General features: G+C 62.4%; 22 protein-coding genes. 3 read left to right on the top strand and 19 right to left on the bottom strand.

The genetic code is table 11. The annotated features are described in order from the left end of the window. The 9 genes from VF515_11395 to VF515_11355 all read right to left on the bottom strand — a co-directional run. The coding region (locus VF515_11395) for an Ig-like domain-containing protein (protein HEX7408237.1) at positions 1-5,451 on the bottom strand (5,451 nt) is incomplete at its 3' end. Positions 5,452-5,479: 28 nt separating this feature from the next. After that, a complete protein-coding gene (locus tag VF515_11390; protein ID HEX7408236.1) occupies positions 5,480-6,094 on the bottom strand; it encodes a hypothetical protein in 615 nt (204 codons plus the stop codon). 109 nt (positions 6,095-6,203) lie between these two features. Continuing rightward, positions 6,204-7,319: a 3-dehydroquinate synthase gene (gene aroB / locus VF515_11385; GenBank protein ID HEX7408235.1), complete on the bottom strand. Its 1,116-nt coding sequence runs from the start codon at positions 7,317-7,319 to the stop codon at positions 6,204-6,206. 91 nt (positions 7,320-7,410) lie between these two features. Beyond that, positions 7,411-9,498 (bottom strand): type IV pilus secretin PilQ, encoded by a 2,088-nt coding sequence (gene pilQ / locus VF515_11380; GenBank protein ID HEX7408234.1) that lies wholly within the window; start codon positions 9,496-9,498, stop codon positions 7,411-7,413. Positions 9,499-9,542: 44 nt separating this feature from the next. Beyond that, positions 9,543-10,025 carry a pilus assembly protein PilP gene (locus VF515_11375; GenBank protein HEX7408233.1) on the bottom strand — a complete coding sequence of 161 codons (483 nt, stop codon included), beginning with the start codon at positions 10,023-10,025 and terminating at the stop codon, positions 9,543-9,545. Continuing rightward, on the bottom strand, positions 10,022-10,648 hold the full coding sequence (locus tag VF515_11370; protein HEX7408232.1) for a type 4a pilus biogenesis protein PilO: 627 nt from the start codon (positions 10,646-10,648) through the stop codon (positions 10,022-10,024). The genes VF515_11375 and VF515_11370 overlap by 4 nt, the downstream gene beginning before the upstream one ends. Positions 10,649-10,659: 11 nt before the next feature. Beyond that, positions 10,660-11,289, bottom strand: a complete 630-nt coding sequence (locus VF515_11365; GenBank protein ID HEX7408231.1) for a PilN domain-containing protein — start codon at positions 11,287-11,289, stop codon at positions 10,660-10,662. After that, entirely contained in the window at positions 11,286-12,404 is a 1,119-nt protein-coding gene (pilM, locus tag VF515_11360; protein HEX7408230.1) for a type IV pilus assembly protein PilM, read from the bottom strand. Before pilM ends, VF515_11365 begins: the two co-directional genes overlap by 4 nt. Before the next feature lie 344 nt (positions 12,405-12,748). Continuing rightward, complete coding sequence (locus VF515_11355) at positions 12,749-13,351, bottom strand: RlmE family RNA methyltransferase (GenBank protein HEX7408229.1); 603 nt, start codon at positions 13,349-13,351, stop codon at positions 12,749-12,751. Positions 13,352-13,450: 99 nt separating this feature from the next. Here VF515_11355 and pcrA point away from each other — a divergent pair, with 99 nt between their 5' ends. Continuing rightward, positions 13,451-15,652 carry a DNA helicase PcrA gene (pcrA, locus tag VF515_11350; protein HEX7408228.1) on the top strand — a complete coding sequence of 734 codons (2,202 nt, stop codon included), beginning with the start codon at positions 13,451-13,453 and terminating at the stop codon, positions 15,650-15,652. On the opposite strand, the gene VF515_11345 is transcribed toward pcrA, so the two are convergent. From VF515_11345 to VF515_11300, 10 genes are all read right to left on the bottom strand, one after another. Continuing rightward, a complete protein-coding gene (locus VF515_11345; GenBank protein HEX7408227.1) occupies positions 15,649-15,900 on the bottom strand; it encodes a hypothetical protein in 252 nt (83 codons plus the stop codon). The genes pcrA and VF515_11345 overlap by 4 nt on opposite strands. A gap of 50 nt (positions 15,901-15,950) precedes the next feature. Next, positions 15,951-16,679 (bottom strand): peptidoglycan editing factor PgeF, encoded by a 729-nt coding sequence (gene pgeF, locus VF515_11340; protein ID HEX7408226.1) that lies wholly within the window; start codon positions 16,677-16,679, stop codon positions 15,951-15,953. An 82-nt stretch (positions 16,680-16,761) separates the two neighbouring features. Further along, positions 16,762-18,237, bottom strand: coding sequence for an MmgE/PrpD family protein (locus VF515_11335; GenBank protein HEX7408225.1), 1,476 nt, complete (start codon positions 18,235-18,237; stop codon positions 16,762-16,764). A gap of 83 nt (positions 18,238-18,320) precedes the next feature. Next, positions 18,321-18,881 (bottom strand): NUDIX hydrolase, encoded by a 561-nt coding sequence (locus VF515_11330; protein ID HEX7408224.1) that lies wholly within the window; start codon positions 18,879-18,881, stop codon positions 18,321-18,323. 7 nt (positions 18,882-18,888) lie between these two features. Next, on the bottom strand, positions 18,889-19,311 hold the full coding sequence (locus VF515_11325) for a CoA-binding protein (protein HEX7408223.1): 423 nt from the start codon (positions 19,309-19,311) through the stop codon (positions 18,889-18,891). Positions 19,312-19,395: 84 nt separating this feature from the next. Beyond that, complete coding sequence (locus tag VF515_11320; protein HEX7408222.1) at positions 19,396-19,893, bottom strand: low molecular weight protein arginine phosphatase; 498 nt, start codon at positions 19,891-19,893, stop codon at positions 19,396-19,398. Between the two features lie 60 nt (positions 19,894-19,953). Then, the gene (locus VF515_11315; GenBank protein ID HEX7408221.1) at positions 19,954-20,895 is read right to left on the bottom strand and encodes an SDR family oxidoreductase; all 942 of its coding nucleotides are present in this window, start codon (positions 20,893-20,895) and stop codon (positions 19,954-19,956) included. 407 nt (positions 20,896-21,302) lie between these two features. Continuing rightward, positions 21,303-22,175, bottom strand: a complete 873-nt coding sequence (locus tag VF515_11310) for a thrombospondin type 3 repeat-containing protein (protein ID HEX7408220.1) — start codon at positions 22,173-22,175, stop codon at positions 21,303-21,305. A 95-nt stretch (positions 22,176-22,270) separates the two neighbouring features. After that, complete coding sequence (locus VF515_11305; protein ID HEX7408219.1) at positions 22,271-22,705, bottom strand: single-stranded DNA-binding protein; 435 nt, start codon at positions 22,703-22,705, stop codon at positions 22,271-22,273. Between the two features lie 123 nt (positions 22,706-22,828). Then, positions 22,829-24,859 carry a glycosyltransferase family 39 protein gene (locus VF515_11300; protein HEX7408218.1) on the bottom strand — a complete coding sequence of 677 codons (2,031 nt, stop codon included), beginning with the start codon at positions 24,857-24,859 and terminating at the stop codon, positions 22,829-22,831. A 232-nt stretch (positions 24,860-25,091) separates the two neighbouring features. Between VF515_11300 and VF515_11295 the strand changes: the two genes are divergently transcribed. Further along, on the top strand, positions 25,092-25,514 hold the full coding sequence (locus VF515_11295; GenBank protein ID HEX7408217.1) for a GFA family protein: 423 nt from the start codon (positions 25,092-25,094) through the stop codon (positions 25,512-25,514). A 72-nt stretch (positions 25,515-25,586) separates the two neighbouring features. Next, on the top strand, positions 25,587-25,768 hold a 182-nt coding region (locus VF515_11290; protein ID HEX7408216.1), incomplete at its 3' end, for a hypothetical protein.

Here is a 25,768-nt window from a genome sequence, read left to right as displayed (position 1 = left end):
TGTCTTACCGTCCACCAGCTGGTTGAAGGATTCGTCGTCCGGCACGCTGATGTTTCCACCGCTGATGGTGCCAGCAGTCGACGTGATGACAATGGTCGAACCACCTTCGAGTGGGTTCACCAAATCGTCGTGCACATCGATCGTAAACAACATCGAATCACCCGCATGGAGGGAGAAGTCTTTACACGGCTGTGGGAGCGAACAGCTGGAACAGCTACAGCTTTCCAATATCGGTGTCTGGGTCAGGCCCGAGAACGTCACTGGGAACACGCCGAACACGAGGATGTTGCTATCCCACACGTTATGCGTGCCCTGGCCGATTCCGGTCGCCGCCACACTGTCCCAGTGTCCGTTGCCGTTGGTGTCCGTGAACATCTCGAATTGAGTGTTCGGGTCGAAACCGTTGTTGCAGAGCCAACTCGGTGGGGGAACCGAACACAGTGCGCTCGCGTCGTTCGGTGGAGAGGGCGACAGGGACACCGGCAACGGCCGGTAGTCGATGTACGGCTCGGGCACGTCGTCCGTGAGGATGCTGTCGCCGGCATCGAAGATGCCATTGCCGTTGTTGTCGAGGAACGATTCCTCGCCGTGGGTGTAGGCCAGAATCGTCACGATACCGGACGGCGGCACCACCCCTTCGCTCAACAGCGTGGCCGTCGCCACACCATTGGCGTCCGTGGTTGTCGGGCTCACCACGCTGGCGGCGTTCGCAATGAAAGACACGGCGGTGCCGGGCGGAACGGCATTGCCAAACCGGTCGTTGACGTAGGCACTGATCTGGTCCGTCAGGCCCAAAGTGACGCGGCCATGAATGTTGCGTTTCAGTGCTGCCATGCTGAAGTGATTGAACGCGGGCGGGGCACCTAGAATGCTCACGGCCGTGGATTGAGCAAACACGCTCGGGTTACTGACTTGTGAGGCGGTCACGCGCACACTGGTCGCTTGCGTGCCGCTGGTCACCACCGTATTCACCAGCCCACCTGCATCACTGAGCGCGGTCAGCGGGTTGAGACTTTCCGACCCGGTACCAGACAGCACGAACTGTACGAGCACGCCCGGAATCGGGTTACCAAGGATGTTATTCACCTTGAAGGTCAGGGTCGACTGCTCCGGCATCCCTGAGCCGCGCACGCCGATGGAAGAGGGCAAGGCGCCGACGAACTGAATCGATCCGGCTGGCGGTGTGGCAGTGGTGGTCGCGCTCGGCAGCGGCGTGCCACCGGGCGGGGTCGACGTCGGCGGAACCGTCAGCGTTAACGTCGGTGTTGCCGTTGCCGTCCGGGTCGGTGTCCGCAAATCGGGCAGTACGATCGTTTGCGTATCCGAAATCGGACCGGACGGCGTCTGCACCTCGGCTTTGATGGTCACCGTCGTCCCTTGCAGCGTCTGATTGTACTTGATGCACGAGAGCGCATCGCCCGGCTGCGGCACCACCGGGAAGCCCAACGTGCACGGCGCGGCCTGCCCCGTGTACCCCGGACTCGTCACCGCGACCCCGGCCGGCACGATCGGCGTCGGGCTGGTGGGCACGACGCTGAACTGCACCGGGATGCCGTTCATAACTACCGCATTGGTCGCATCAGTCACGAGTGCGCTGATCACCGTCGTGAACGTTCCATCAAAGTTGTTGCTCGCCTGGTTGACGAACAGCGCGACCTGAATATGCGCCGCCGCCGGGGTCGGTGTCGGCGTAATTGTCGGGGTAGCGGTCGCCGTGAACGTCGGCGTCACCGTCGGCGTGAACGTCGGTGTCGGCGTGAACGTCGGCGTGAAGCTTGGCGTAAAGGTCGGCGTCAGCGTAAACGTCGGGGTCACGGTCGGGGTCGGGGTCGGAGCCGCCAGGAAGTTGATCTGGCTCTGTACCGTAACCGAACCATTACCGCCCGCCGCCAATGACCCAACATCTGACTTCACGGTCGCGATGATGAGATCGGACTCAGCCGTGGTCGCCGTCGGATTTCCATCCGTGACGGTGAAGGGAAAGCGATTGACCTCGGTCAGATGATTGAACGTGATCGCGTCGGCGAGCGTGAAACTGGTCTGGCCGTTGATCTTTGCGCGGCTGCCGTTGACCGCGATGTTCACCGTTGAGCCGCCGACGATGGGATTGCCCACCCCGGGGTTTCCCAGCATATCCGGGTTGTCGCTGACCAGGAGAACGAAGTCGCGCGACCCGCCGGCATCCACCGGCCCGGACGCGGAAGGCGGAACAGAGAGCAGCAACGCACTGGTCTCGGCCGAGAAGGTGGTGCAGGTATTCCTGAAAACCACGATCTGGTCACCACAGGCCGGCGTGCCCGATCCCTGATCGGCATCGAACTGGCCGTTGTTATTCAGGTCAATGAAATCCTCACCATCATCATAGGTACCGTTACAGTTCGCGTCGTAGAACGGTTCCGGAACGGCCAGCAGCTGATCTTGCGCATCACACACGCCGTTGCCATTGGCGTCCACAAAGGGTCGCTCACCCATCGTCGTCACCAGCGTGGATACAATCCCGGTATCCGTCAGCGGCGCCTGGGAGATCAGGTCAGCGGTCGCCTGACCGAGGCTGTCGGTGCTCGTCTGGTTGCCGATGGCGCCACTCTTGGTGGTGAAGTTCACCGCCGTGCCCGGTGGCACGGGGTTGCCAAAGCGGTCGGCGACAAACGCCGTAATGTGGTTTTTCAAGCCGAAGGTCACGCGTCCCGAAATGTTGTTGAACTCACGCGCCAGACTGAAGTTCGGCTGCGAGGGAGGTCCGCCGAGAACGTTGACTGCAGTTGAACGGACGGTGATGGGCGGCGAGACGGAAGTAATTTGTGCCGTAACCTGGATACTCATCGCGCGCTCGCCGCTGGTGAGGGTCGCCCGCACGTTCCCGTTGGCGTCGCTGGTGGCTTGCGCCGGGTTGACCTGTTCGTTCGAGATCCGCGCGATCGAGAAATACACCGGGACGCCGCTCAGCGGATTGCCCAGTCCGTCCGTAACTTGAAACGTCAAGACAGACTGTTCGGGCAAGCCCGACCCCCGCACACCGATGGTATCGGGTTGCGCGCTCACAAACCGCATCGCGCTCGGTTGCGTTGTGCCGCCGGGCGTCGGGGTCGCTCCACCGCCCGTATTGACGATGGGCACCGACATAATTTTGATCGGCAGCCCACCACCGACCACACGGAGGGTGGCGGTGCCGGCGGGCGTGCCGGCGGGAATGACAAGTGTGGCGTCAGCCACGCCATCGGCATCGCTCAACACCGAGCGGCTGATGGTCCCGACGGACGAGGTGAAGCGGACCCGCACGTTGCGCACGGGGTCAAGGTTGCTGTCAGACACGAACGCCCGCACGATGGCAAGCCCGTCCTGGCTGGCGCTGACGGAGACGGTCGGCGGCATCACGCTCACTTCCAGGTCGCCGATGACGCCCGGCAACGTCAGTGCCTGCCCGTTCACGTTGTTGACAACGCCCGCAACAGAGGCGCGCACCTGAATCTCCGTACCCTCCAATTGGGGTGGAAACTTGAGGCAGGTGATCGCGTTGCCCGGCCGCGCCGATATGGGTATGCCGGTGTCCTTGACAAACTGCGTCGTATCGCAGGGCGGAGGCGCATTGGTGAGGGCGTTGCCGAACAGCGCTACTTCGCGTGCCGGGTCAGTCGCATCCGCCAGCAGCACCTCGAAAAAGACCGCCGTCCCGTCTTCCACGGGGTTGCCTTGCGCATCGCTCACGGTTGCGCTGAGTATCGTCAGTAAGGTGCCGTCGTTATTGTCACTGGATTTCTCGTTAATGGAGACGTTTAGCCGGCTCACAAAGCCAGAGGTCACGGTCACCACAGATTGTTGTTCCTGAATCGGCGCGGGCACGCCATAGATGGTCGTGTCGGCGCAGGCAGCGACCGTCACAGGACCCGACTGGGAGCCGCTGTGCACCTGTATGACCGCGAAACCGGCGATGTCGGAAATGGACACTGGATCATCGGGCGGACACAGCGTCGCAGGCGTCGGAGTCGGTGAGCCCGTCGGAACCGGGGTCGTCACCGGAAGAATCACAGCACCCGGAGCGCTTTGAGCGGTCACCACGTGGTAGTGCACACTGACGCCACTCAGTGGGTTGCCATTGTTGTCGAAGACCCTGCCAATCACCATGGCCAGCTCTATTCCGCCCGTGCCCGCAACCTGCACGTGCGTGGGGCTAGCTCCCAGCGTAATCCCGGCGGGCTCGCCTGGCGGCACACCCGGATTGATCGTGCCGGGGGGAACACGCCCCGCCACGATAGTGACTGTGGTGGAGCCGTTGACCCCGCCGGCCAGTGCGTTGATGGTGACGGGACCTTCCGGAGCCCCCGCCGGAATTTGCAGGACCGAGCTGGCGATGCCGTTCTGGGATCCGGTCACGGTCGTACGGGTAGTCAGAGGATTCACGTGTCCCAGCGGCGTTATGAACAATACGTCGAGACCGTTGATCGGCGCATTATCAGAATCAAAGACGGCCGCGCTGAGGTTTATGGTGCCGCCCGAAAGATTTCCGACCGTCGAAGGATCCGCCTGCAGTACGACCGTGGTGACCGGTTTCGTACTCACACCAGACACAACGTTCACGGTCACGGTGCCCGATTTGCCGCAGGCCGAAGTCGAGACGGTCAGCGCACCGATACTGGAACCGGGAGGGATGGTAAGCGTAGTCGCCGCCGTGCCGCTGTCGTCAGTTGCCCGCACGATCTGGCTGAAGGATGCAATCCGCGGCTGCACATCGAACAACACATTGACCCGAGGCACACTGACATTGTCCGAGTCGAACACCACCGCGGTAATCTTGGTACTCCCGCCAGCCTGGCTACTGATGTTCGGGGAATCGGCCTGCGCAATGATCGTCTGCACGTCCGCACAAGGCTGCGGCGTCGACGTCGGAGTGGGGGTTACAGTCGCCGTGGGCGCCGTCGTCACCGAGGGCGTCAGAGTAACCGTCGGCGTCCCTTGCGTTGGCGTTTCCGTCGGCGTCTGTGTCGAAGGTGCGGGAGGCGGACTCACCAGAATTGTCAGTGCCACCGAAAGGCCGCTGAAGGGTGCGTCAGGGGCGGACGCGACCAGGGCTAGTGCTCCGGCCGCTTGTCCGGTAGCGGTCGCGCCGCCGGATACCGAGCCGTCCGCGCCTGTGAGCGCGGTGGTTGTCGTCCCGGTCGTCGTACTGCCAGGTATCGATACACTCAAACCCGGATCGGCAACGATCGTGACCGGTGTGCCCTCACCAACCGGGTGACCGTTCGAACTATTGAGCACCACACTGAAGGGCGTCGTATCATTCGCGTTCAGATTGAGATTGTCGATGCGTAACGTAATCGACCCGGCGTTGGAACTCGCCGTCCTCTGGTTGCCACTTGTAGCCAGGGGTATCGATGACGTTCCACCGCCTCCTCCGCCGCAGCTCACAACCAGCAACGCCAGGCCAGCTATCAGGCCCAACCTGGCTCTCATCATCTGGCGCTCCATCTCTCGTCTCCTCACATCACGCGGTAGGTGTCGACATTGCGGTCGGCGTGCGAGTTGCGGTCGGCGTGCGAGTTGCGGTCGGCGTCGACCCAAGCGGTGCCGTTGGCGTCACCCCACCCCCCGTAGTGGTGCAGTTCTGCAGGTCCCTGAAGGTGACCGAGTACACGGTGCTGGTTTGAAAGGACCGATTCGCGTCGAAGCCAAAGAAAGTGATATTCACGGGATACGTACCGCTACGGATGCGCGTCTTCTCGTCGGTTGAGAAGAGCAGAATGTCGCTGACGGTGGTGTCGCTGTGCACACACGCCCCGGATACGGCAAGACAATCCGCATCAGACGCGCAATGTTGTCCGGAGATGTTGGAGCACGAACCGCCGGGAAGGGTTCTGCCGATAGCGTGCGGCGGCACCACGGAGCCACTTGTCGGGCCAACGTCGATCACGACGTGATCCAAAGTAATGTCAGAAGCCTCGTTGTTGAGGAAGACCGCGTTGATCAGGGTGTCGGTAAAGAGTTCATTGTCCTGCGTCCCTGAGCACGGCTTCTCCTGAACATTGTCGACGACAGCACTCGTCTCACCCACGGAGTCTTCTTGGATGATTCCGGTGTTGTCGAAGCTGATAAACTGCATGACTAACTGGTCATTATTGCTTGTCGAACCGCATCCGCTCCACAGCACTGTCATCAGAACAGTCCCGGTTATGAATCCGCACAGCCGCCGCATGAACTCCTCCTTCCGTTCACCTCGCCGCCAGCGCAGCCACCTCAGGCCCCGTGAAGTGCTCAAATCGGGTTCGGCCCAGATCCTCGATGCAAACGAACTTCACCTTGCCACTCGATACTTTCTTGTCGCCCTTGATGGCGCTAGCCAATTGCTGCTCCGACACTCCCTGCGGCATTTCGACCGGCAGCCCCGCCCGCTTCAGCAATTCCCCGATGCGCTGCGTTGTTTCCTTGGTGCAGTAGCCGCGAACGGATGAAAGCTTGGCAGCAAAGGCCATGCCGACGGCAACCGCTTCTCCGTGCAGATAACGTTGGTATCCGGTGAGCGCTTCGAGGGCGTGACCCACGGTGTGGCCAAAATTCAAAATCGAGCGATAGTCGGATTCACGCTCGTCGCGATGGACCACCATGGCCTTCAGCTCGCAGCAGCGTCGCACCACGTAGCGCAGCAACTCCTCGTCCAGCGACAGAATGCCATCGAGTTCTTTCTCGACGAGCGCGAACAACTTCGCATCCAGAATCACGCCGTACTTGATCACCTCAGCCAAGCCAGCCACCAGCTCGCGCCGCGGGAGGGTCTTCAGCGTCGCGATGTCGATCAGCACCAATCCCGGTTGGTAGAACGCGCCGATCAGATTCTTTCCGGCTGGATGATTGATGCCGGTCTTGCCACCCACGCTGGAATCCACCTGTGCCAGCAGGGTGGTTGGCACCTGCACGAACGGCACACCGCGCAGAAAGGTTGCTGCGGCGAAGCCGGCAAGATCGCCGATCACGCCGCCGCCGAGGGCCACGATCGGGGACGAGCGTTCGAGGCCCGCATCCAGCAAACGATCGTAGATGAAAGCAAGCCAGGTCAGATTCTTGTGCGCTTCACCATCTGGAATTTCCACCTTGACGACATCAAATCCCGCATGCCGCAACGCTGTCTCGACGCCACTCAGATAGAGATGCCCCACGGTAGGATTCGTCACAACGGCGACGGAACCGCCGCCGAATCGGATCGCCAAGCGCGTACCGAGTTCTTCGAGCAAGCGACTGCCGATGACGATCGGATACGAACGATCACCGAGTTCCACCGTGACCGTCTCGGTACGTGGGTCGGCCAAGTGCCGGGCGCTGCTCTGGTTCACGGCCCCCCCCCCACACATGGCGCGGCCATCGACAGGGACGGCGCGAAGCACCGCTGGGCGGCACGCACGCGCGACCCGTAGCGCGGCGGTCTTACTCGCGATGCGTCCATAGTTCTTCGGCCGAAGGCAGCCCTCGAGTTGGTCCGCCCATCACCCGCGGTGTCAGGAATACGAGCAGGTCCTCACGGCGGTCGCTTCGATTGGTATCCCGGAACAGCCAGCCCAAACCGGGGATGTCCTTCAGGAACGGAATCCCCGACTGCTGGGAGTCCGCGTTGTCGCGGTAGATGCCTCCCAACACAACCGTCTGACCTTCCTTGATCAAGACGTGTGAATTGGCCTCGCGGCTGATTTCGTTTGGAATGCCGTCGGTCAGGTGCGTGAAATCCGCCTGGCTGGATTTGGCGAATATGTCGAGCAGCACAAACCCGTCAGACGAAACTTGTGGCGTGACGTTCAGGATGATGCCGGTCTCGATCTTTTCCGTCGCAGTCGATGTGGCTCCAGCGGCCCCTCCCGCGCCGGTGTTGATGACCGTGCCGGTCCCCGGCAGTTTGACGCGCAGGATCGTCAGGCTCTTGATGGTGGCCGCCACGCTGTTCAGGGTCACGACCCGAGGACGGGAAATGATCCGTGCCTTGCCCTGTGTTTCGAGAGCGGACAGTCGGATGTCCAGCGCCTGGCTGCCATCAATCGATCCCAGCGCCAAATCGAGCGCGCTGCCGGACCCTAATTTAACGTTGGCCGGAAAATCGGCGATAAACGGCAACCCATTGGCCGCCGTACCCAGGCCTGAGCCACCAAGCCCGATGGTACCGGGGAAATTGACCCCGGTCGGGTTTCCGGTCTGCGGTCCGACCGAATGCTTATATCCCCACTGCACACCCAGGTCGCGGGCGAAATCCGTGGTCGCCTCGACGATACTGGATTCAATCAACACCTGCGGCGTTTGCACGTCGAGGCGGCGGACCAGTTCGCGGGCGTTATCAATGCCGCGTTGGATGTCACGCACCACCAGGGTATTGGAATACTCATCGACGAAGACGCTACCGCGGTTGGTCAGCACTCCCATTTCCGTCTGACCACCTTGCGCCGCCTGCCGAGTGGCACCCGCAGCTACACGGCCGCTGATGATCTCCGCCAGTTTGCTTGCCTTCGCGTAGTTGACGCGAAGGTATTCGACTCGCAGCGGCTCGACAGCCTTGGCAGCCTCCTGCGCTCTCCGCAGTTCCTCACGCTCTTCGCGCAACCGTTTGACCGTCGAAATGCGGATGACGTTGCCCTCCTGCTCGCTTTCGAGGTTCAGCACCTGGAGGACGATGTCGAGAGCTTGGTCCCAGGGGACGTCGAACAGGCGCAGCGTCACCTTGCCGCGCACGTCATCCGTGGCCACAACATTGAGTTTGCTGACCTCGGCCAGCAAACGCAGCACGTTGTGGATATCGGCATCCTTGAAGTCCAACGACACATGCTGGCCATGATAGGGCTGACGTGGGCCTCCCGGAGTAACCCGAGGCGCGTCATCCCTACGCGCACTGGCTGGAGCGTCTTGACGCTCGGCGAGCGGCTTCGGTGGCGGAGAAGCGAGCCGCGCGGGCTTGGTCTCCGGCTGCGGCGCCACAGAGGCCGCCGCCGTTTCCAGAGGCAGGTTTCCGACGGCGCGGCGCGTGAAAACGACTTGCTCCCGCACCGGCTGAGTCCCCCCGGTCGGTTCTCCGAGGAAAGCGATGACGGTATCGTTGAGACTGTCCACCGTACAGGTCGGCACGGTGTCGCCGCGCAGTCCCAACGTGAGACGGATCTTGCCTTCGTGACGGGCGACCCGGACTTCGTTAATCACCGGGTCGTTCACAGCATACTTTTGGGCGCTGGTTTCGCCTTCGCCGTCGGCGCCCGCGACTTCGATCACCAGGCGATTAGGCTGCGCCAGGGCGTAATGCGTCACCCCAGACGGAGCCCGGTTCAGCTTGACAAACAAGCCGTGCTGGCCGTTATCCTCTATGAGCTTAATCTCGCGAACATCGAGCGCGGCGGCGGCCGGCGCCCCCGCGGCCTGCGGAAGCGCAGTCTCAGTGAGCTCTCCCTGCGCACCGGCTTCCACAGAGGAGACGGCAGGCGACACCGCTTCTTCGGAGGTAACACCACGCCGCACGCATCCCGTAAGCGTCGCGACGCACATAATGACAATACTCCACCGAAAAGCACCCGACCCGCTCCATCGCATCATTTCCGCTCCCGTACTGGTTGACTGGGACCCTCCTCCTTGGGCGTCTCCAAAACGATCCGATTGGTTTGCTCTTTACCGTATAAATCGAGCCCGCGTTCCTCCACCACCACACGTTGCGGTTCGATTGCCGTGACCACGCCACCGTTACGTCCGATAGGCGTTCCAAGCGTGACGATGTACCCCATGCCAAAGCTGTCCTCGACCATGGCCCGCGGCGGATTCACATCCCACATGGTGGCGACGACCGTCAGCTGGCCGAGGTCGTACCGCTGCAGCGGTGTCGCTTGGACACGTGCTTCGGGGTGCATATCCAGGGTGAAAGGACGGAAGGGATCGCGATGCGTGGCCCCCTTTGCCGTCGTAGCGGGCGCTGCGCTCGCACCGCCATCGACAGCCGCTGGCGGTGATGCTTGCTCGGCGTGCGCCGACGCAAGCCAGGGCAGAGCAAGCAGTGCCAACATGGCCCCAAGCGCCTTCACGGCTTACCCCCTTTTTCCTTCTCCTTCTGCTTGGCGATACGTTCGCGCTCGGCCGCATCGAGAAACCGAAAGGTCACGGCCGCGCACGAGGTGTCCAACGGAACGGTATCGCCCTCAGCTTTGGGTGGGCTCTTGATGGCCACGTTGGTGACATTGACGATGCGGGCCATGCGCGACACCTTGTCAAAAAAAGCGGCCACCTGGTTGTAGGCGCCCCGCACCAGGATATCGACCGGGACCGCAGCGTAGAAATCTTCGTACTGCTCCGGCCGCTGCCTGAACTGGATGATCTCCAAGCCCGATTCCCGGCCGAGAGACGAAATATTGCTCAATAGATCGGGGATCTCTTTGGTGTCAGGAAGCTGGGCGATGGCCGACCGGAGGTCGCCGTTGAGCTTCGCGACCTCTTCCCGCGTGCGGTCGAGGTTAGACACGAGCGCCGCCTTCCGATTCCGGTCTTGACGAAGATCCTCATGGTGCCGTCCCTTCCGCTCAATTTCAGCGCTCCGCGGCCAGTACAGGAAGTTGGCATACGCCGCGAAGACCAGCACCACTGCGCCCACCAGGAGCAGTATCCGCTGGCGTGCCGGCAACTCGATAAATCGATCGAGCAGCTCGTTCATGCGATTGATCCCTACGTACCCTTCTTCCCCGCAGCTGGCGGGCTCGCACTCGGGGCTTCCGCAGGCTTGCCGCCGGAACCCAGATAGTCGAGACGGGCCTTGATGATGAACTTCTTGAAGCTGGCCCCATCGCCTCCTCCGCCCCCCCGCAACCGTTCGCTCTGGGACGTCTCGACCAAATCCACCTCGAAGAAGTATTTCGAATTCTGGAGTTGCCGCATAAACACGGCGATAGTTTGATTGTCCAAGGCCATGCCGGTGATCGTGGCTGCGCCGTTGACGTCGCTGAATTCGACCAACCAGAGCTTCTCCGGGGTCGCGGCACTCAGATCCTCGAGAATACGCACCGGTCCAATGCGCTTCTGCTTGAGGTCCTCGATCACCTTTAGCTTCGCCTGCAACTCGTTGCGCTTCTTGTCCAGATCTCGCACTTCGCGGGTTTGCTGCTCGAGCTTGGAGATCTCCACCTGGAGCTGATTAATTCCCTGATCGAGGCCGCTCAGCTTATGTGCCTGCAGTATGTACGGAATGATCATGACGAGCACGGCGAGCGCCAGTCCCAGCAAGGCCAACGACAGTTGTTGGCGCCGGCCCATCGCCAGTTGCGCCTCTTTGGTTGGGAGGAGATTGATGCGAATCATTTGTCGTTCGGGCGTCTGGTAGCAAGACCGACGGCGACCGTGAATTCAGCGGCGTGCCCCCGCAACTCCGGCGTGTCCGCTCGGGCGTCCACGGCAATCCGCGCAAATGGGTTGGCGACTTCCACCGCGGCACCGACGCGCTCGCTGAGCTGTTGGGCCAGCCCTGGCATCTGCGCCACACCGCCACTCAGATAAATCGCGTCGATCGTCTCGTCGGTCGCCGCGGTCCAGAAGAAACTCAGGGCATGGTGGATTCCCTCAATCAGCGCCGCCGCCGCCGAGCCAATCACGGCAGTCGCCTGCTCGGGGTGTACGTTTCCGGCGGCGCCTCCCGCTTTTACCGTCTCCGCCTCTTCAATGCTCACACTCAAGTCGCGCACCAACGCTTCGCTGATGTCGCGCCCGCCCACTGGCACGTCGCCGGTGAACGTGGAACGCCCGCCCTTCAGAATATTAATCGAGGAGTAGCGGGCACCGATATTGACCAGCGCGATGGCGCGGTCCGGCGCCGGTTCATAGTTGACCTCGAACATGTTCTCGAGGGCGAAGTAGTCGACATCGATGACGGCCGGCGTAAGTCCGGCTGCCCGAATGGTCTCGCTGTAGCTCGAAACAATTTCCTTCTTGGCAGCGACCAGCAGCACCTCCATCCGCTTGCCGTCGTCGAGATAGTCGGTGATCTGATAATCGAGATTGACGTTTTCCAGATCCTCCGGAATGAAACTGCCGGCTTCGAACAGGATGGTGTTCTCGAGTTCGCGTGCGATCTGGACGGGCAGCGTCACGCGTTTGATGATCACCGCAGGCCCTGGAATCGCAGTGATGACCTTTCGCGCACGCATGCCGCAGCTGTCGTACGCCGCATGGACGACGTCCGCCACCGCCTGCGTTTCATAGACCATATTGTTCTGGATCGCCGATGGCGGAGTGGGTAGCACCATGGCGTTTATCAGGCGCAGCTGGCCGCTCCGCCCACCGACTTCGAGGATCTTGACGCTACTGGAACCGATGTCGACGCTGAGATAGAACTCCTCGCGTCGTAACGGATTGAGCTCAGACAGTGAGCCGGTGAATATACGCCCCACGCGGCTGGCCCAATTGCTACCGATGGCCATATACGATCCCGCAGCCACAGCCCCTCACCGTTCCCGCGCCCCCGTTGAGCAACGGGGTTTTATTCTTTGCGCGCGGAGTATGAACGCGAGAAAGCCTGATGTCAAATGAATTAATCGCATGAATACTGATCTGGCCGATCGTGGTCTCAGCGAATTCCGAGCCAGGTCCCAAGGGTTCGCCGCCTGCAATGTCACCCCCCAAGTGTTCGCATTCGTCGCGACAAACTTCTGCCGCACAATCATCTCGCACACGCAAACGCGGACTTGCCCGCTCACCAGCACACTGGTTTTCCTGATTGATCCCGGACACTCATTACTGCGTGCAGCAAACAACCGCCTTGCGGCTATTGTTGCCCGCCACCGCGAAAATTGTTGGCGATGGCGTAGACTTCGGCTGATCCTTTTCTCGTGGCCTCCGGCCGAGTCGTACGCACCTCCGTAAAACGAGCGCGGAGCTGATCAACATAGCGCGGCAGATCATCACCCATGAACAACTTGATCACCAGCTTGCCACCAGGTTTGAGAACCTTTTCAACGAAAGCGAGCACGCACTCTGCCAGAACTTGCACTTGGGCCTCGTCGCGAGCCCGAACGCCACTGAGCTTCGGAGCCAAGTCGGACAAGACGACGTCAACCCTCCCCTGACACGCCCGGGCTATCTCCTGCTGCGTCGATTCCGCGGCAATATCACCGACGAAAGTCACCACATTCTGTTGCGGCAGCCGCCCGATGGGTTGCAGATCAACCCCAACCACCGTCCCGGCTGGACCGACCAGCTCCGACGCAACCTGTAGCCAGCCCCCAGGCCAGGCCCCGAGGTCGACAACATGGTCGCCGCGGCGGAAGAGGCGGCCGCGCTGTGCTAGCTGGAGGAGCTTGAACGCCGCGCGCGAACGGTAGCCAGCGGTCTTGGCGCGGGCGTAGAACGCATCTTTCCGCTGATACACCTGGGGACGCTATCACGCACTCCTCCACCCCTCAACCAGCAGCCGGTGGCGCCGAGCGCCTTCACTTCGCTGTCCTCTGCCGCTACAGTGGTCCGTTCGATGACCACGGACCTCGCTCACTTGAACGCAGAGCAGCGCGACGCCGTGCTGCACACGGAAGGGCCCCTTCTCATTCTGGCGGGCGCTGGAAGCGGGAAAACTCGGGTGCTCACCCATCGCATCGCCCACCTGGTCTGCGATCACGGCGTGGATCCGGCTCGCATCTGCGCCGTGACTTTCACCAACAAGGCGGCCCGTGAAATGCGTGAACGCACCGAGCGTTTGATCAACTCGGCCGCCGACGTGTGGCTCACCACTTTTCATTCCCTCTGCGCTCGGATCCTGCGTCGGCATGCCGACCGCATCGGCCGGCGAAACGACTTCACCATATTTGACGACAGCGATCAGCGGAACCTGATTCGCCGCGCGGCAGCGGACCTGCAGCTCAATGAGAACCTGTACCCACCGGCCCGGCTGCTGGCCGGCATCGACCAGGCAAAAAATGACGGGCGCTTGCCACAGGATGCACTGGCCGCTGCCGGCGACACCATCTCCCGCGCCGTGGCAGAGGTGTACAAACGCTACCAAGAGCTGCTGGCCGCCAACAATGCCATGGATTTCGGCGACCTCCTGCTCTGTGCGGTGGAGTTGTTTCGCCACGACCCGACGGTAGCAGCCCGCTACCAAGATCAATTCCGCCATCTGATGGTGGATGAATACCAGGATACCAACCGGGTGCAGTACCAGCTCCTCCGGCTGCTGGCTGCCAAGAATCGCAACGTCTGCGTCGTGGGGGATGACGATCAGTGCATCTACCGCTGGCGCGGGGCGGACATCCGCAACATTCTCGACTTCGAGAGTGACTTCCCCGGTGCGCGGGTGCTGCGGCTGGAGCAAAACTATCGTTCCACCAAGAGCATCCTGGCCGCGGCCGGGGCCGTGATTCAGCACAACGCGGGGCGCAAGGGAAAGCGCTTGTGGACCACCAACGAAACCGGCGAGCCCATCAGGGTGCATACCGCGGCCGACGAACGCGCCGAAGCCCGCTACGTGCTGCGCCAGATCGACCAGCTCCTGGCAGAGAACTACACCGGCGGCGATATTGCCGTCTTCTACCGTACCAACGCGCAATCGCGCGCGCTGGAGGAGGAACTGGTCCGCCAGCGAGTAGCGTACAGCATCGTCGGGTCGACGCGCTTCTACGACCGCAAGGAGATCAAGGACCTGCTGGCCTACCTGCGTGTCGTTGCCAATCCACACGACAGCCTGAGTCTCTTACGCATACTGAACGTACCACCCCGCGGTATCGGGAAAACTACGGTTGACGCGCTAACGCGCGTCGCCAAGGATGGAAATCTCCCATTGGCGACGGTCATTGCTGACCTCCCGACCATCGGGCTTGGTGCCGCCGCCGGTGCTCGCTTGACGGAATTCCATCGCCTGTGCGCCCGCCTGCACGCCCTTGCGGACGGGCCAGTAACCACTCTGTTGCGCGCCGTCCTCACGGAAACGGGCTACCTGGAGCGACTGCAATCGGAACACACACCCGAGGCAGAGGCCCGCGTCGAGAACATCGAGGAACTGTTGACTGCAACCGAGCAATTCGACGCCACGGCCGAGGATCCATCCTTGAGCGCTTTTCTCGAGCAGATCGCGTTGATTGCCGACGTTGACACATACGCCGCCGCACAGAACCGAGTCACCTTGATGACGTTGCACAACTCAAAGGGACTCGAGTTCCCGATCGTGTTCATCATCGGCCTTGAAGAAGGCCTCTTCCCGCACGAACGCTCGCTGCTGCACGCCGAATCGATCGAAGAGGAACGCCGCCTCTGCTACGTCGGCTTCACACGGGCACGGCAGCGCCTGTTCCTCGTCCACGCACAGCAGCGTCACCTCTTCGGCCGCACACAGCAGAATCTGCCGTCACGCTTCTTGGCAGAGATTCCCCAGGAGCTGCTGCGTCCGGACACGGTGTCGGCAGCGGCCGTGCGCTTGTCTTCGAGGGAAGAGCCGAGCGTGGACTATTCGTATTCACAACTCCGCCTGCCCCCCCGTGGAGGGCAGCGGGGGGCGACGCCGCAGACCCCGGATGGCGAAGGGTTCGCGGTCGGCCAGCGGGTCCGGCACAAGGAGTTCGGCTCCGGAACGGTACGCGCCGTGGAGGGCAGCGGCGACCGCACGAAGCTCACCGTGCGCTTCGACCAGGCGGGTCTGAAAAAGCTAATCGCCCGCTACGCGGGGCTCGAGCGGCCCGGTTAATGGTACGTTCCGACTTCCTGGTGAGGGTAGTGGCCGAACACCTGCTCCAGGTAGGGTCGCGACACCAGGTAATGGAAAGGACGGAAGACCAGCCACTCGGCCGTGAAGCCAAGCGGGTAGATCAGATAGGCGGCTACCCGTAGCGGATGCGACTGCGTATCGTCGTACTCATCAGAAACCGCCGCAGCCGAGCCGGCGCTGAACGCCAGCACGACAGCGAGTAGGCCTGCAGCGACAAATCGCCTCATAAACTCGCTCCTCCATGACCAGCCTAACAAAGGCCTCCGGTCTTTCCAAGTCAACGGGACCATCCGATGAAGCTCAACTGTCGGCCGGCTCGGCCTGCCGCGTCCCGGCCACACGCGGCACGGTACGAAAAATACTCTTCAGATCCACACCGGGTACACGGCCCGACGCTGGAGATGTGACCTGCCGGCACCCCGATTCCGGTCAGGAGTGCGGTATTGACTCGACGGAGATCCAGACGGCGCTTAGCCCCGTGTGTGACAATGGCCTCGGGCATCGCGCCCCAGCGCCGCTCGATCTCGTCAGTAATGTCGCGTTCGACTTCGTAGCAACAGGCGCCCACTGCCGGGCCCAGCGCCGCGTGAATCGTCGAGGGTGCCACACCAAACGTCTGCTCCAGAGACTGCACCGCCCGCCGTGCGATTCCCAGAACGGTGCCCCGCCATCCCGCGTGCACGGCGGCAACCACCTGACGCTCCGGAGCCACCAGCAGGAGCGGCACACAATCGGCCGTCAGGACACTGAGCGCCAGCCCCGATGCACGGCTCATGAGCGCGTCGGCTGGCGGCGCATCGGTCGGTTCCTCCTCGACGCGGACCACTCCCGCGCCATGCTCCTGCCTCATGGTCACGAAGCGGATGGGGCCATCGACGGCGCCGCTCAGGCGCCGCCAGTTTTCGCGCACGCTCTCCGGGTCATCACCGACCGCATACGACAAATTGAACTCCGCGAATTCGCCGCGGCTGACGCCGCCGCGTCGCCCACAGAAGCCGTGCGTCAATTGCGGGAATCTCTCCCACGCCGACACCTGCAGAATGGGCGGTTGACCTGAATCCCTCACGGCACCCCGGAACTGGGCAAGCTCAGCTGCGCTCCGAGCAGCACAGTCTGACCAACTCGCGCACCTGCGCCGAGCTGACTTGATCCAGGTGCAGGATGAGATCGATCGCCTTCTCCATCTTCTCCTTGCGTAGCGTATAACGGGTTTCGCGGCGGAACTTGTCCTCCACGGACTTGCGGCGTTCGTCGAAGGGACGGCCAGCGCCGCCATAGGGCACCTCTTGCTCCGCCTCGAATGTCCGCCCGTCTTCCATCTCGATACGCACACGCGCGCCGAACGACATTTTGAAGCTACTCAGATCCGCGCTGCCGAGGTCGAGCTGAAAGTGTTCGCCGTGTTCTCCCCGCACGCTCTTCACCAGCGAGCGGTCGCGCATGCGTTGTGCCATGACCTCATCAAGCGTCAGGTGGACGCGCCCAGCCAAGTCCCACGTGGCCTTGTCGCGGATACGCTCGCGGCTGAACTGGCGCGCCGTCAGCTCGCGATCCATCAGCGCCGCCGCAACATTATATCCGACGCTGAAATTCAGCGTCACCGGCAGGCTCTCCGGCCCCTTCAGGTGCGGCGCCGACAGCGCTTCCATTCCCAAGGTCAGCGGACTCGCGGCGACGTGCACCGCTTTGACCTTCTTCCCGTCAATCGAGTGCTGGCGCCCCAGCGTCAGGACGCAGTCGATGACCGTATCGATATAGGCACAGCCCGGGTAGAGCTTGAAACACAGCGTGTCGCTCAACCAGACCTTTCCCAATCCTTCGTATGCCCCCGGCAACGGCTGCTTGGTAAACACGCTGAGGAAGCCCTGTTCGCCCTCGAGGATCTCTCCCGCGCCACGCAGGCCGTTGGCCGCGAGTTGGGCGGCCTGGACTCCGATCGGTGTCGTCATCGAAGCCAGGACCGTCTTACCCTCTGAGCCGAAGAACCCCGCTGCCAGCGGGTAGTTCGGTTGCAGCATGGCGATGCCGATGGCCGATTGGATCTGCGGCTTCTCCAAACCCATCAGCTTGGCGGCGATCACCGCGCCGCCGATCAAATGGATGAAGGTCCACATCTGGCCATTGAGTGGACCGATGAGCACCGAGGCGCCGACGCGGCCTTCGATCTCGTTCGCCAAGGTCTGCGCCAAGAGGAATTCCTTGCCGCTGACGCCCAATTTTTCGGCCAGCGCCAACGTCACCAAGACCGACGAATGTCCCGTGTGCCCGGCGAACAAGTAATCATCGTAGTCGAGCGCCATGCTGAGCGCACTGTTGGCGAATATCGCATTGTAGAGCGACGTCCGTTCGCCCGAGGGGATCATGGTCGCTTCCTTACCGCCCGACCACTCTTTCACCGTGCGGGTCACCGTCCGTCCGGCTTCCGAAAAATGTCCTGCATGCACGGCAGCGATGACGCTGAGGATCTGGTTCTTGGCTTCCTCCGTCACCCGCCGTGGCACGTCGGTAAACTGCGCCTGCGCTACCCACTCCGCGATGCGTCCGGTCGGGCCTTCTGTGCTCATGCACGTCCTCCTCTCGTAGCCTAATGCCCGGTCTATGTACTCAAACCGGCGCCCGCATGCTACCCCGGGCAAGGTCAAAGGGTTCAACCGCTCAGCGCTGCAAGGCGTCCGTGCCCCTGCAACTCGAGCAAGTGGAACGCCACCAGCGTCAGGGCGTTTCCCACCGTGCCATTCAAGATCAACTCCGGCACCCGGTCGAGCCGAACGGTCTCGACCACAAGTTCTTCCGTCCCATCCCACTGGGGCGCACCCACGAGCTCGACATCGCGCGCCATGAACACGTGGCAGCGGTTGTTCATGATGGCCGGGTTCGGGTGGACGACACCCAGCGGCACCAGGTCCTCGCCAGCGTACCCGGTTTCTTCGCGCAATTCGCGTTGCGCCGCGTCGGCAGGCGAGCGGTCGGCTGCATCCATGAGTCCGGCGGGAACCTCGAGCGTAAAATCTCGAATGCCGTGACGGAACTGCCGGACCATCACCACCTGCTGGTCTCTCGTCAGCGGAACCACATTGACCCAATCGCTGCATTCGAGCACGTGAAAGTCTGAGGTCTGGCCACTGTGTAACGACCGGCTCTGATCGTGCCGCACGGAAAAGATCCGGCAGCGATAGATGATCTCCGACCGGAGCACCTCCCAACGCATCGCCACCTCAGGACAACCGCTCATATTCGATCAGCGGACACCGATCCATGACGACCGTGAGTCCCGCCCGTTGCGCACGGATCGCCGCCGCTTCGTCGATCACACCGAGTTGCATCCACACGATCTTGACTCCGATCATGATGGCCTCGTCAACGATCGGTCCGACCGCGTCGGCGCGGCGGAAAATGTCAGCCATGTCGACCGGGCCCGGAACATCTCGCAGTGATGCATAGCACGTCTGCCCCAGAATCTCGCGCGCCGCCGGATTCACCGGCATGACGGTATGCCCCTTTTCGATCAGCACACGCGCCACCCGATGGCTGTCGCGGCTGGGATCCGGGGAACACCCGACAATGGCGATCCGCCGCGGATGCCACAGGATAGCGCGGATGACGCTGTCGGGCGGGTTGTGAAAAGCGGACGGCTCCATGGCGCAGTCGCAGGCTCACATCACACAAGGGCACGGGCAACAGCAGCGGGGCACGCGCAGCCCTCAACCGTTGGCGCGACCGAACTACGATCTCTCGGGCGCGGCCGGCGCCAGGCGCGCCATGGCCTGCTCAAGACAGGCCTTGATTTCGTCACGACACGCCGCGTAGCCATCGTCCCCCTTACCGACCGGGTCATCGATGTCGCCATGGCCACCGGCAAACTCTTTCAAGGTATAGACGTCTTTTCCCGCAGCTTCGGGGAACGCCTCGCGTAGCATCCGCACCTGCTGCGCCGTCATCGCCAGAATCAGGTCGGCATCAACAACGAGGTGCCGGTTGCGCTTCAAATCGGTCGACACCGAGTCTGCGGCCAAGTGAATGCCCTCCTCGCGCAGGACGAGACGTGCATCCATCGACACCAACGCGCCATCTCGGGCATAGGCGGCGATGCCGCCTGACATGACGGTCAGATGATCGTGCAGGGCGCGCGCCGTCAACATCTTCTTGAGCAACGCCTCGGCAATGACGCTGCGGCTGGTGTTGGCGTGGCAGATGAAAAGGATTTTTCGATAGGAAGGCAATGGGGGTAGATCCACGGTTGGCGGCCCGGCTGCGCGCCGGCGCCCGGGCCGCCAACCGTTTTACGACATGGCGCTGGCGAGAATGCTTCCGATATCTTCTTTCGCCGTGAGACCTTTGGCGAGTTCAGTCTTCAGCTTCCCGCCCAGTACGGCAGCGTCCCACGTGGCGCGCTGGGAAACCTTGCCGACCGTGTGCCAGCCGGCCATGAGCCACACGGTACCGCCGCCGACGCGGAAGACCTCACCGTGCACGTCTTTGGCGTCGTCGCTGGCCAGCCACGCCACCAGAGGCGCGATGTTCTGCGGGCCGAAGACGTCGAACTCGCCGGGCGCCACCTCACGGCCCAGTAAGGCAGCGGTTGACGGCGTCGCGTCCACGGTCAAGCGGGTCCGTGCCAACGGAGCGATGGAGTTGGCCGTGACACCGTACTTCGACATCTCTTTGTCGATCACGATCGCCAGCAGCGCCAGGGCGGCTTTACAGGAGCCGTAGTTCGCCTGGCCCACGTTGCCCAGCAAACCGGCGTCAGAGGAGGTTGTAATGATGCGCCCATTGAGGATGTTCCCCTTCTTGTGCTCCTCGCGCCAGTACTCGCACGCATGCCGGCTCATGCTGAACGAGCCCTTCAGATGGACTGCCACGACGGCGTCCCAGTCCTCTTCGGCCATGTTGAAGATCATGCGATCGCGGAGGATCCCGGCGTTATTGACGACGATGTTCAGCTTGCCAAACGTGTCGATGGCGCACTCGATGATGCGCTTGGCGGCTTTGTAGTCACTGACGCTGTCACCGTTGGCCACGGCCTCGCCGCCCATCTTCTTGATCTCGTTGGCAACTTCCTGTGCCGGGCTCGCGCTTGCTCCGCTCCCATCGAAATGCGCTCCCAGGTCATTGACGACAACTTTCGCGCCGTGCTTCGCCATGAGTAGCGCTTCCTCCCGACCGATACCCCGGCCGGCTCCGGTAACTATCGCGACCTTTCCCTCCAGCAGACCTGCCATGCCCTTCTCCTTTCCAATGTTCGCTTAGTGATTGTCTCCGACAATTCAGGACGAACGCCGCGTATCTGCCTCCAAAAACAACCGCTTGTCAAGATTGCCTTGGCGGGCACGGCTGGCGAGCACAGATTCTAATTCCCGGGGCAAATTCGCCTAATTCGCTCGGCCCGGCATTCTGCTTCTGCGACACCTCCAAGGTTTTGACGGCACGCCGCCAGATCACTATTATGTTTCCTGCAGGCGGAAGAAGATGCGGCAGTTTGTGTACGGAGTCATCTTAGGCGCAGCAGCACTTTACTGCTACGTCCGGATCGATCCGATGAAAGTGCTCAATTACCTGAACGCCGCGACCGAATCGGCAGTCCAATCGACGCACGGTTATGGCGGGTCCAAGAAATGAACTGCGTGCCTCACCGTAGGGCAACAACAGTGCGCCCGCAGGCAGACCGAGCGGCGCGGCGGATGATGCCGCGACGCTGATCGACCGAGAGCTTCCCTTGGCGATGCAGGGCGCCCGTGGCGCCGGCTACGCAGAGTAGGTATTCCCTTTGGCTCTGCCACTGCTGGCCGGTGGCAGAGGTGTCGCAGGGACACACCTGGTCAACGCTGCATCCGCTTCGGTTCACGGGCTTGTCCGTGGGTGTGTCCGGACACTGATCGCACGCGTCCCCTACCCCGTCACCGTCACTATCTTTCTGGTCCGGATTGACGACGGTCGGACAGTTGTCCTGGGCATCCGGAATGCCGTCGCGGTCGGTGTCCTGCGGCTGGTCGTTGACCGGCGACGCCGAGATCACAAGTACGTACGTCCGGTCGGCGCGGCGCGAAGACGACAGGACGATCGTGATGTTCGCCGGGTCGGCATGCTGGCGCCGGCCACTCGTGAACACGACGGTCGCGTCATTCACATGGGCGTCAAGCACCATCGCCTGGCGATCCGGTCCCAGTCGCTGCAGAAAGCCATTCCCCGAAACCGTGAAGTTCTGGCTGACCAGCTTCACATTGGTCACCGCTGCCACATCAAATACCGTCGACAGAGGGAGCATGGTCACGTCGAAGCTTCCGCTGAGCGCCTCCGGCGCCGCCGGCGGCTCCGCGCAACTGTTGCACACCGACGTCACCGAGCTGCCGGAGTTCAGAATGTAGTGGTGGGGATCGGCAGAGGCCGTCTGGGCACAGACGAGCCACAGGCATGCCACCAACATGGCCGCCCACCGGCCCCTCCGCGCACCAGAGTACATATCGTCGGCAAGATACGCCGGCAGGAACAGTCTGGCAAGCACGAAATCCTGGGGACTCGCCGATGTTGTGCGCTACTTCTTATGGCTCGGGCAGGCTCAGGGTTCCCAGAGGACGGGAGCGCCCCGCGGCCGCGGTGTTAGAACGGGATGTCGTCCTCAGGAGGCCCAGCGTCTTCACCGGGCGGGACGCCAGTTCCGGCAGTTCCGGCAGTTCCGGCATCCGTGGTCGCGCGTCCACCGCCGCCGCCTCCACCGCCGAGAAAGCGCACGTCGCGGGCGACGATTTCCGTCATGTACCGCTTGTTGCCATCCTTATCGTCGTATTGGCGTGAGCGGATCGAGCCCTCGACGAAGACCTGCCGCCCTTTGGATAGGTACTGGCCACAGGTCTCGGCCTGCTTGCCCCACACCACGACGTTGTGCCACTCGGTGCGCTCCTGTTTGTTGCCGTCTTGATCGGTCCAACGCTCCGAGGTGGCCACAGGGAATTTCGCCAGGGCACGACCGTTCGGGGTAAAGCGAACCTCGGGGTCCTTGCCCAAATTGCCCACCAGAATGACTTTGTTGACCACGATGCGGCGACGGTAACAAGGCGGTCCAGAGGAGTCAAGCGGCGTTTCACCGCCACGGGGCGGCTTGACACGATAACCGCCAGACGAACTCAGGGCGCGGCGGTTTCACGCCGGCAACACTCGTCACTGCGAATTCACACCGTCGGGCACAAGGCAGTAGCGCAGGTTCCACTCTTTCCCGGGAGCGGAGTCGTACCAGTGGATGCCTGGGAAGCGTTGCTCGAGCGCCTGCTCGACCGCACGGACCTCCTCATCTCGCTTCAGGTCGTAGACCACGGCGAACGGCGGGGCAATCGCAGCGAGGGTCTCAACTGCACGTGGACCGAAAGGCCGAATGTACGTGCTGCGCTCCCCGAGATTGTACTCGTCCAGGATCTGATCGACATTGTAACTATCGTTGTCACCATGCTGCACGTACACAATTCGATAGCTCTCGGAGATCTGCGTCGTGAGCCTGATCAGTTCGCCGGTCGTCCCATTACCGTAGCCGTGATGCAGATGGTACATGCTCCGATGCAGCGCACTGACGTTCCAGAGGACCGCTGCCGCCACTAGGCCCATGCCGCCCAACCACACGAGCGGCCGGTACCTCACTACCTGTGATGCGCACGACATGAGCCGATCCACGGAGATGGCGGCAAACAGAGCCGTGAACGGCGCCAGCGTGAGCAGCCGGGTCAAAGGCGGACAATCGTACGGCGTGACCGCACCTACAACAAAGGCCGCAAACAGATACGCCGGCAGGAGAACACGCACTCCGGAGCGGCGCCGCAGGCCCAACACCCCCAGCCACAGACCCAGCATGGCCAATGCCGCCGCGACCGGATCGACCGCGGGATTCCAGTCGAAGTTCCAACCGCACTTCGTCCACGGGGCGTACAAGATGGACCCCAACCAGTGCGTCCCTATCTTCTCCAGCGGCGCAGGATCCTCCACCAGCCCCCTGACGGACGCCTGCCAGTCGGCAAGCGTGGGCTGCCTTCCAGCCCCGAACGCAGTCTGCTGGACCATGTGGGTCACGATCTCGCCCGGATGCGTCAGCACCGGCAGCACCGCAAGGAGAATCCCCGACACCAGTGCCAGCAGTTCGGCGCGAGCCCGCGTCAACGACAGCCGCCCGAAGCTCCAGAGAAGTAAACCGGTCAGCGGCAGCGCCAAGCGGGCGGGGTAGAACGTGTAGAAGCCGAGGCCAGCGATGCACCCCGCCAGGTAATGCCCTGCGAGGCTCCGGCGCCGGATCGACCACGCCAGGATGCCCAAGGACCCAAGAAGGACGGGGTATACCTGCACGTTGTTGTACCCGAGATGCGAAAACCCGACGGCCAACTGCGCCGATCCAAACAACACAGCGGCGATGAATCCCGCCCTGCGATTCCACAGCTCACGCGTGAAGAGGTAGAGGAACGGCAACGACATGGCTAGGGCGGCGGAGGAGGAGAGCCGCCAAGCAAAGATGTTGCTTCCAAAGACCCTCATGAAGCCGGCTTGATAGTAGGAAGACAGCAGCGGGTGGTATCCGAAGACGCCGCGCTCCGATAGCGGAAACGGTCGCGACCGTCCCGACGCAAGCTCCTTGGCCGTCATGAAGAAAAACGATTCATCGGGCGTTCCCGCCCACCGCCAATGCGCTAGATCATGCGCGACCAGGATCAGATCGAGGACCACCAGCACGAAGAGAGCCGTCCATTCCCATCGTTCCGGGAACGGATGGCCAAAGCGCGTGCCCCGAATCCGGTCGGAGGATCGGGCCACGAAGAATGCCGATATCAGCGCACCCAGCCAAATGCATACGCTCCCCATTCCCGGTGCAGCCCGGCCGAGTGACAAGACGCTGAAGCCGCTCAGAGCCGCCGCCAGCGCAACGAGACGGTAGCCTGCCCGCCGCGCCACGGAACTCGAGAGGCGATCGTCAGTCGCTTCGGCAGGGCGCTGTTCGTTCGTCACGGGCAGACCGATGACCACGGCGACCAGCAATGCGCCGGCAAGCAGCAGCCCGAGGCCGAGGGCGACACCCTGCGCGAACGTCGCCGCCATGAAAGACGTCAGCGCGAGACCGAATCCCCCGAGCCAGTTCTTGGTGAACGCCGCAACGCTCTCGCGGTTGGCGAGGGTGTACTGGCCTACGGCCATCAGACACAGGCCCAACACCGCCACGATCGACGCTGCGGTTTTTTGATGTCGCCTCTCGGAAGGCGCTGTACGCACGCTGATGTGCAGAGTCTGATCCCCCGAAACCTTGCGAGTCGGGCCTCCAGCTACCCTGGCAGGAACCGCGGATCAAGACGCGACAGCTTGTCGCGCCCGTATGCCGTTCTCACGCCCTATTCCTTCCAAGTAGGAAGCGCGGCGGCACTATGCTACCGGGGTGCGAGGAAGGAACCTCGCGATGGAATCAGGAACGGTCCCCGGCGCTTGCTTGTGCGGCGCCGTGCGCTTCGAAATCCGGCTGCCAACGTTGTTCTGTGCCCACTGCCACTGCTCGATGTGCCGTCGCGCGCACGGGGCAGGCTACGTCACCTGGATCGCCGTACTGAACGAGAGCTTCAAGCTACTCGAAGGTGAAGACCGCCTCGTCCGTTACCACTCGTCGGATCACGGCGCCCGCAGTTTTTGCGGGACCTGTGGCAGCACGCTGTTCTTCACCTCGACCCAGCAGCCGGAGAAGATCGACATCGTGCTGGCGAATCTGCAAGGCGAGATCGACCGGGCGCCGCAGTTTCATGTGCACTTCGACAACCGCGTATCGTGGATTCACGTGGACGACGCTCTCCTTCGTCTCGGCGGGTCTACCGGTCTGGAACCGCTGTAGCGGCGCCGCGATTCCCGGCTCTCACCTTCGGAGTCTTGCCAAGACGTGTCCGACATGACATGCGGACCGGCCATGGCGAAGAAACAGATCTGTGAATCCGCACGTGATGCTGTCGCCGACGTCGGCGATGGCGCTTCGATCCTCGTCCACAGCTTCGGCCCGCCCCAGGCATGGCCGACCGACTGTCTGCTGGCGCTCGCGGAGCGCAACGTGAAAGACCTGACGGTCATCTGCAACACGCCCGCGGGTGGCCC

It is taken from the genome of Candidatus Binatia bacterium, from assembly GCA_036382395.1.
GTDB lineage: Bacteria > Desulfobacterota > Binatia > HRBIN30 > HRBIN30 > JAGDMS01.
The sequence above is the reverse complement of the archived record's forward strand: the minus strand, read 5'-3'. Positions and strand labels throughout refer to the sequence as shown.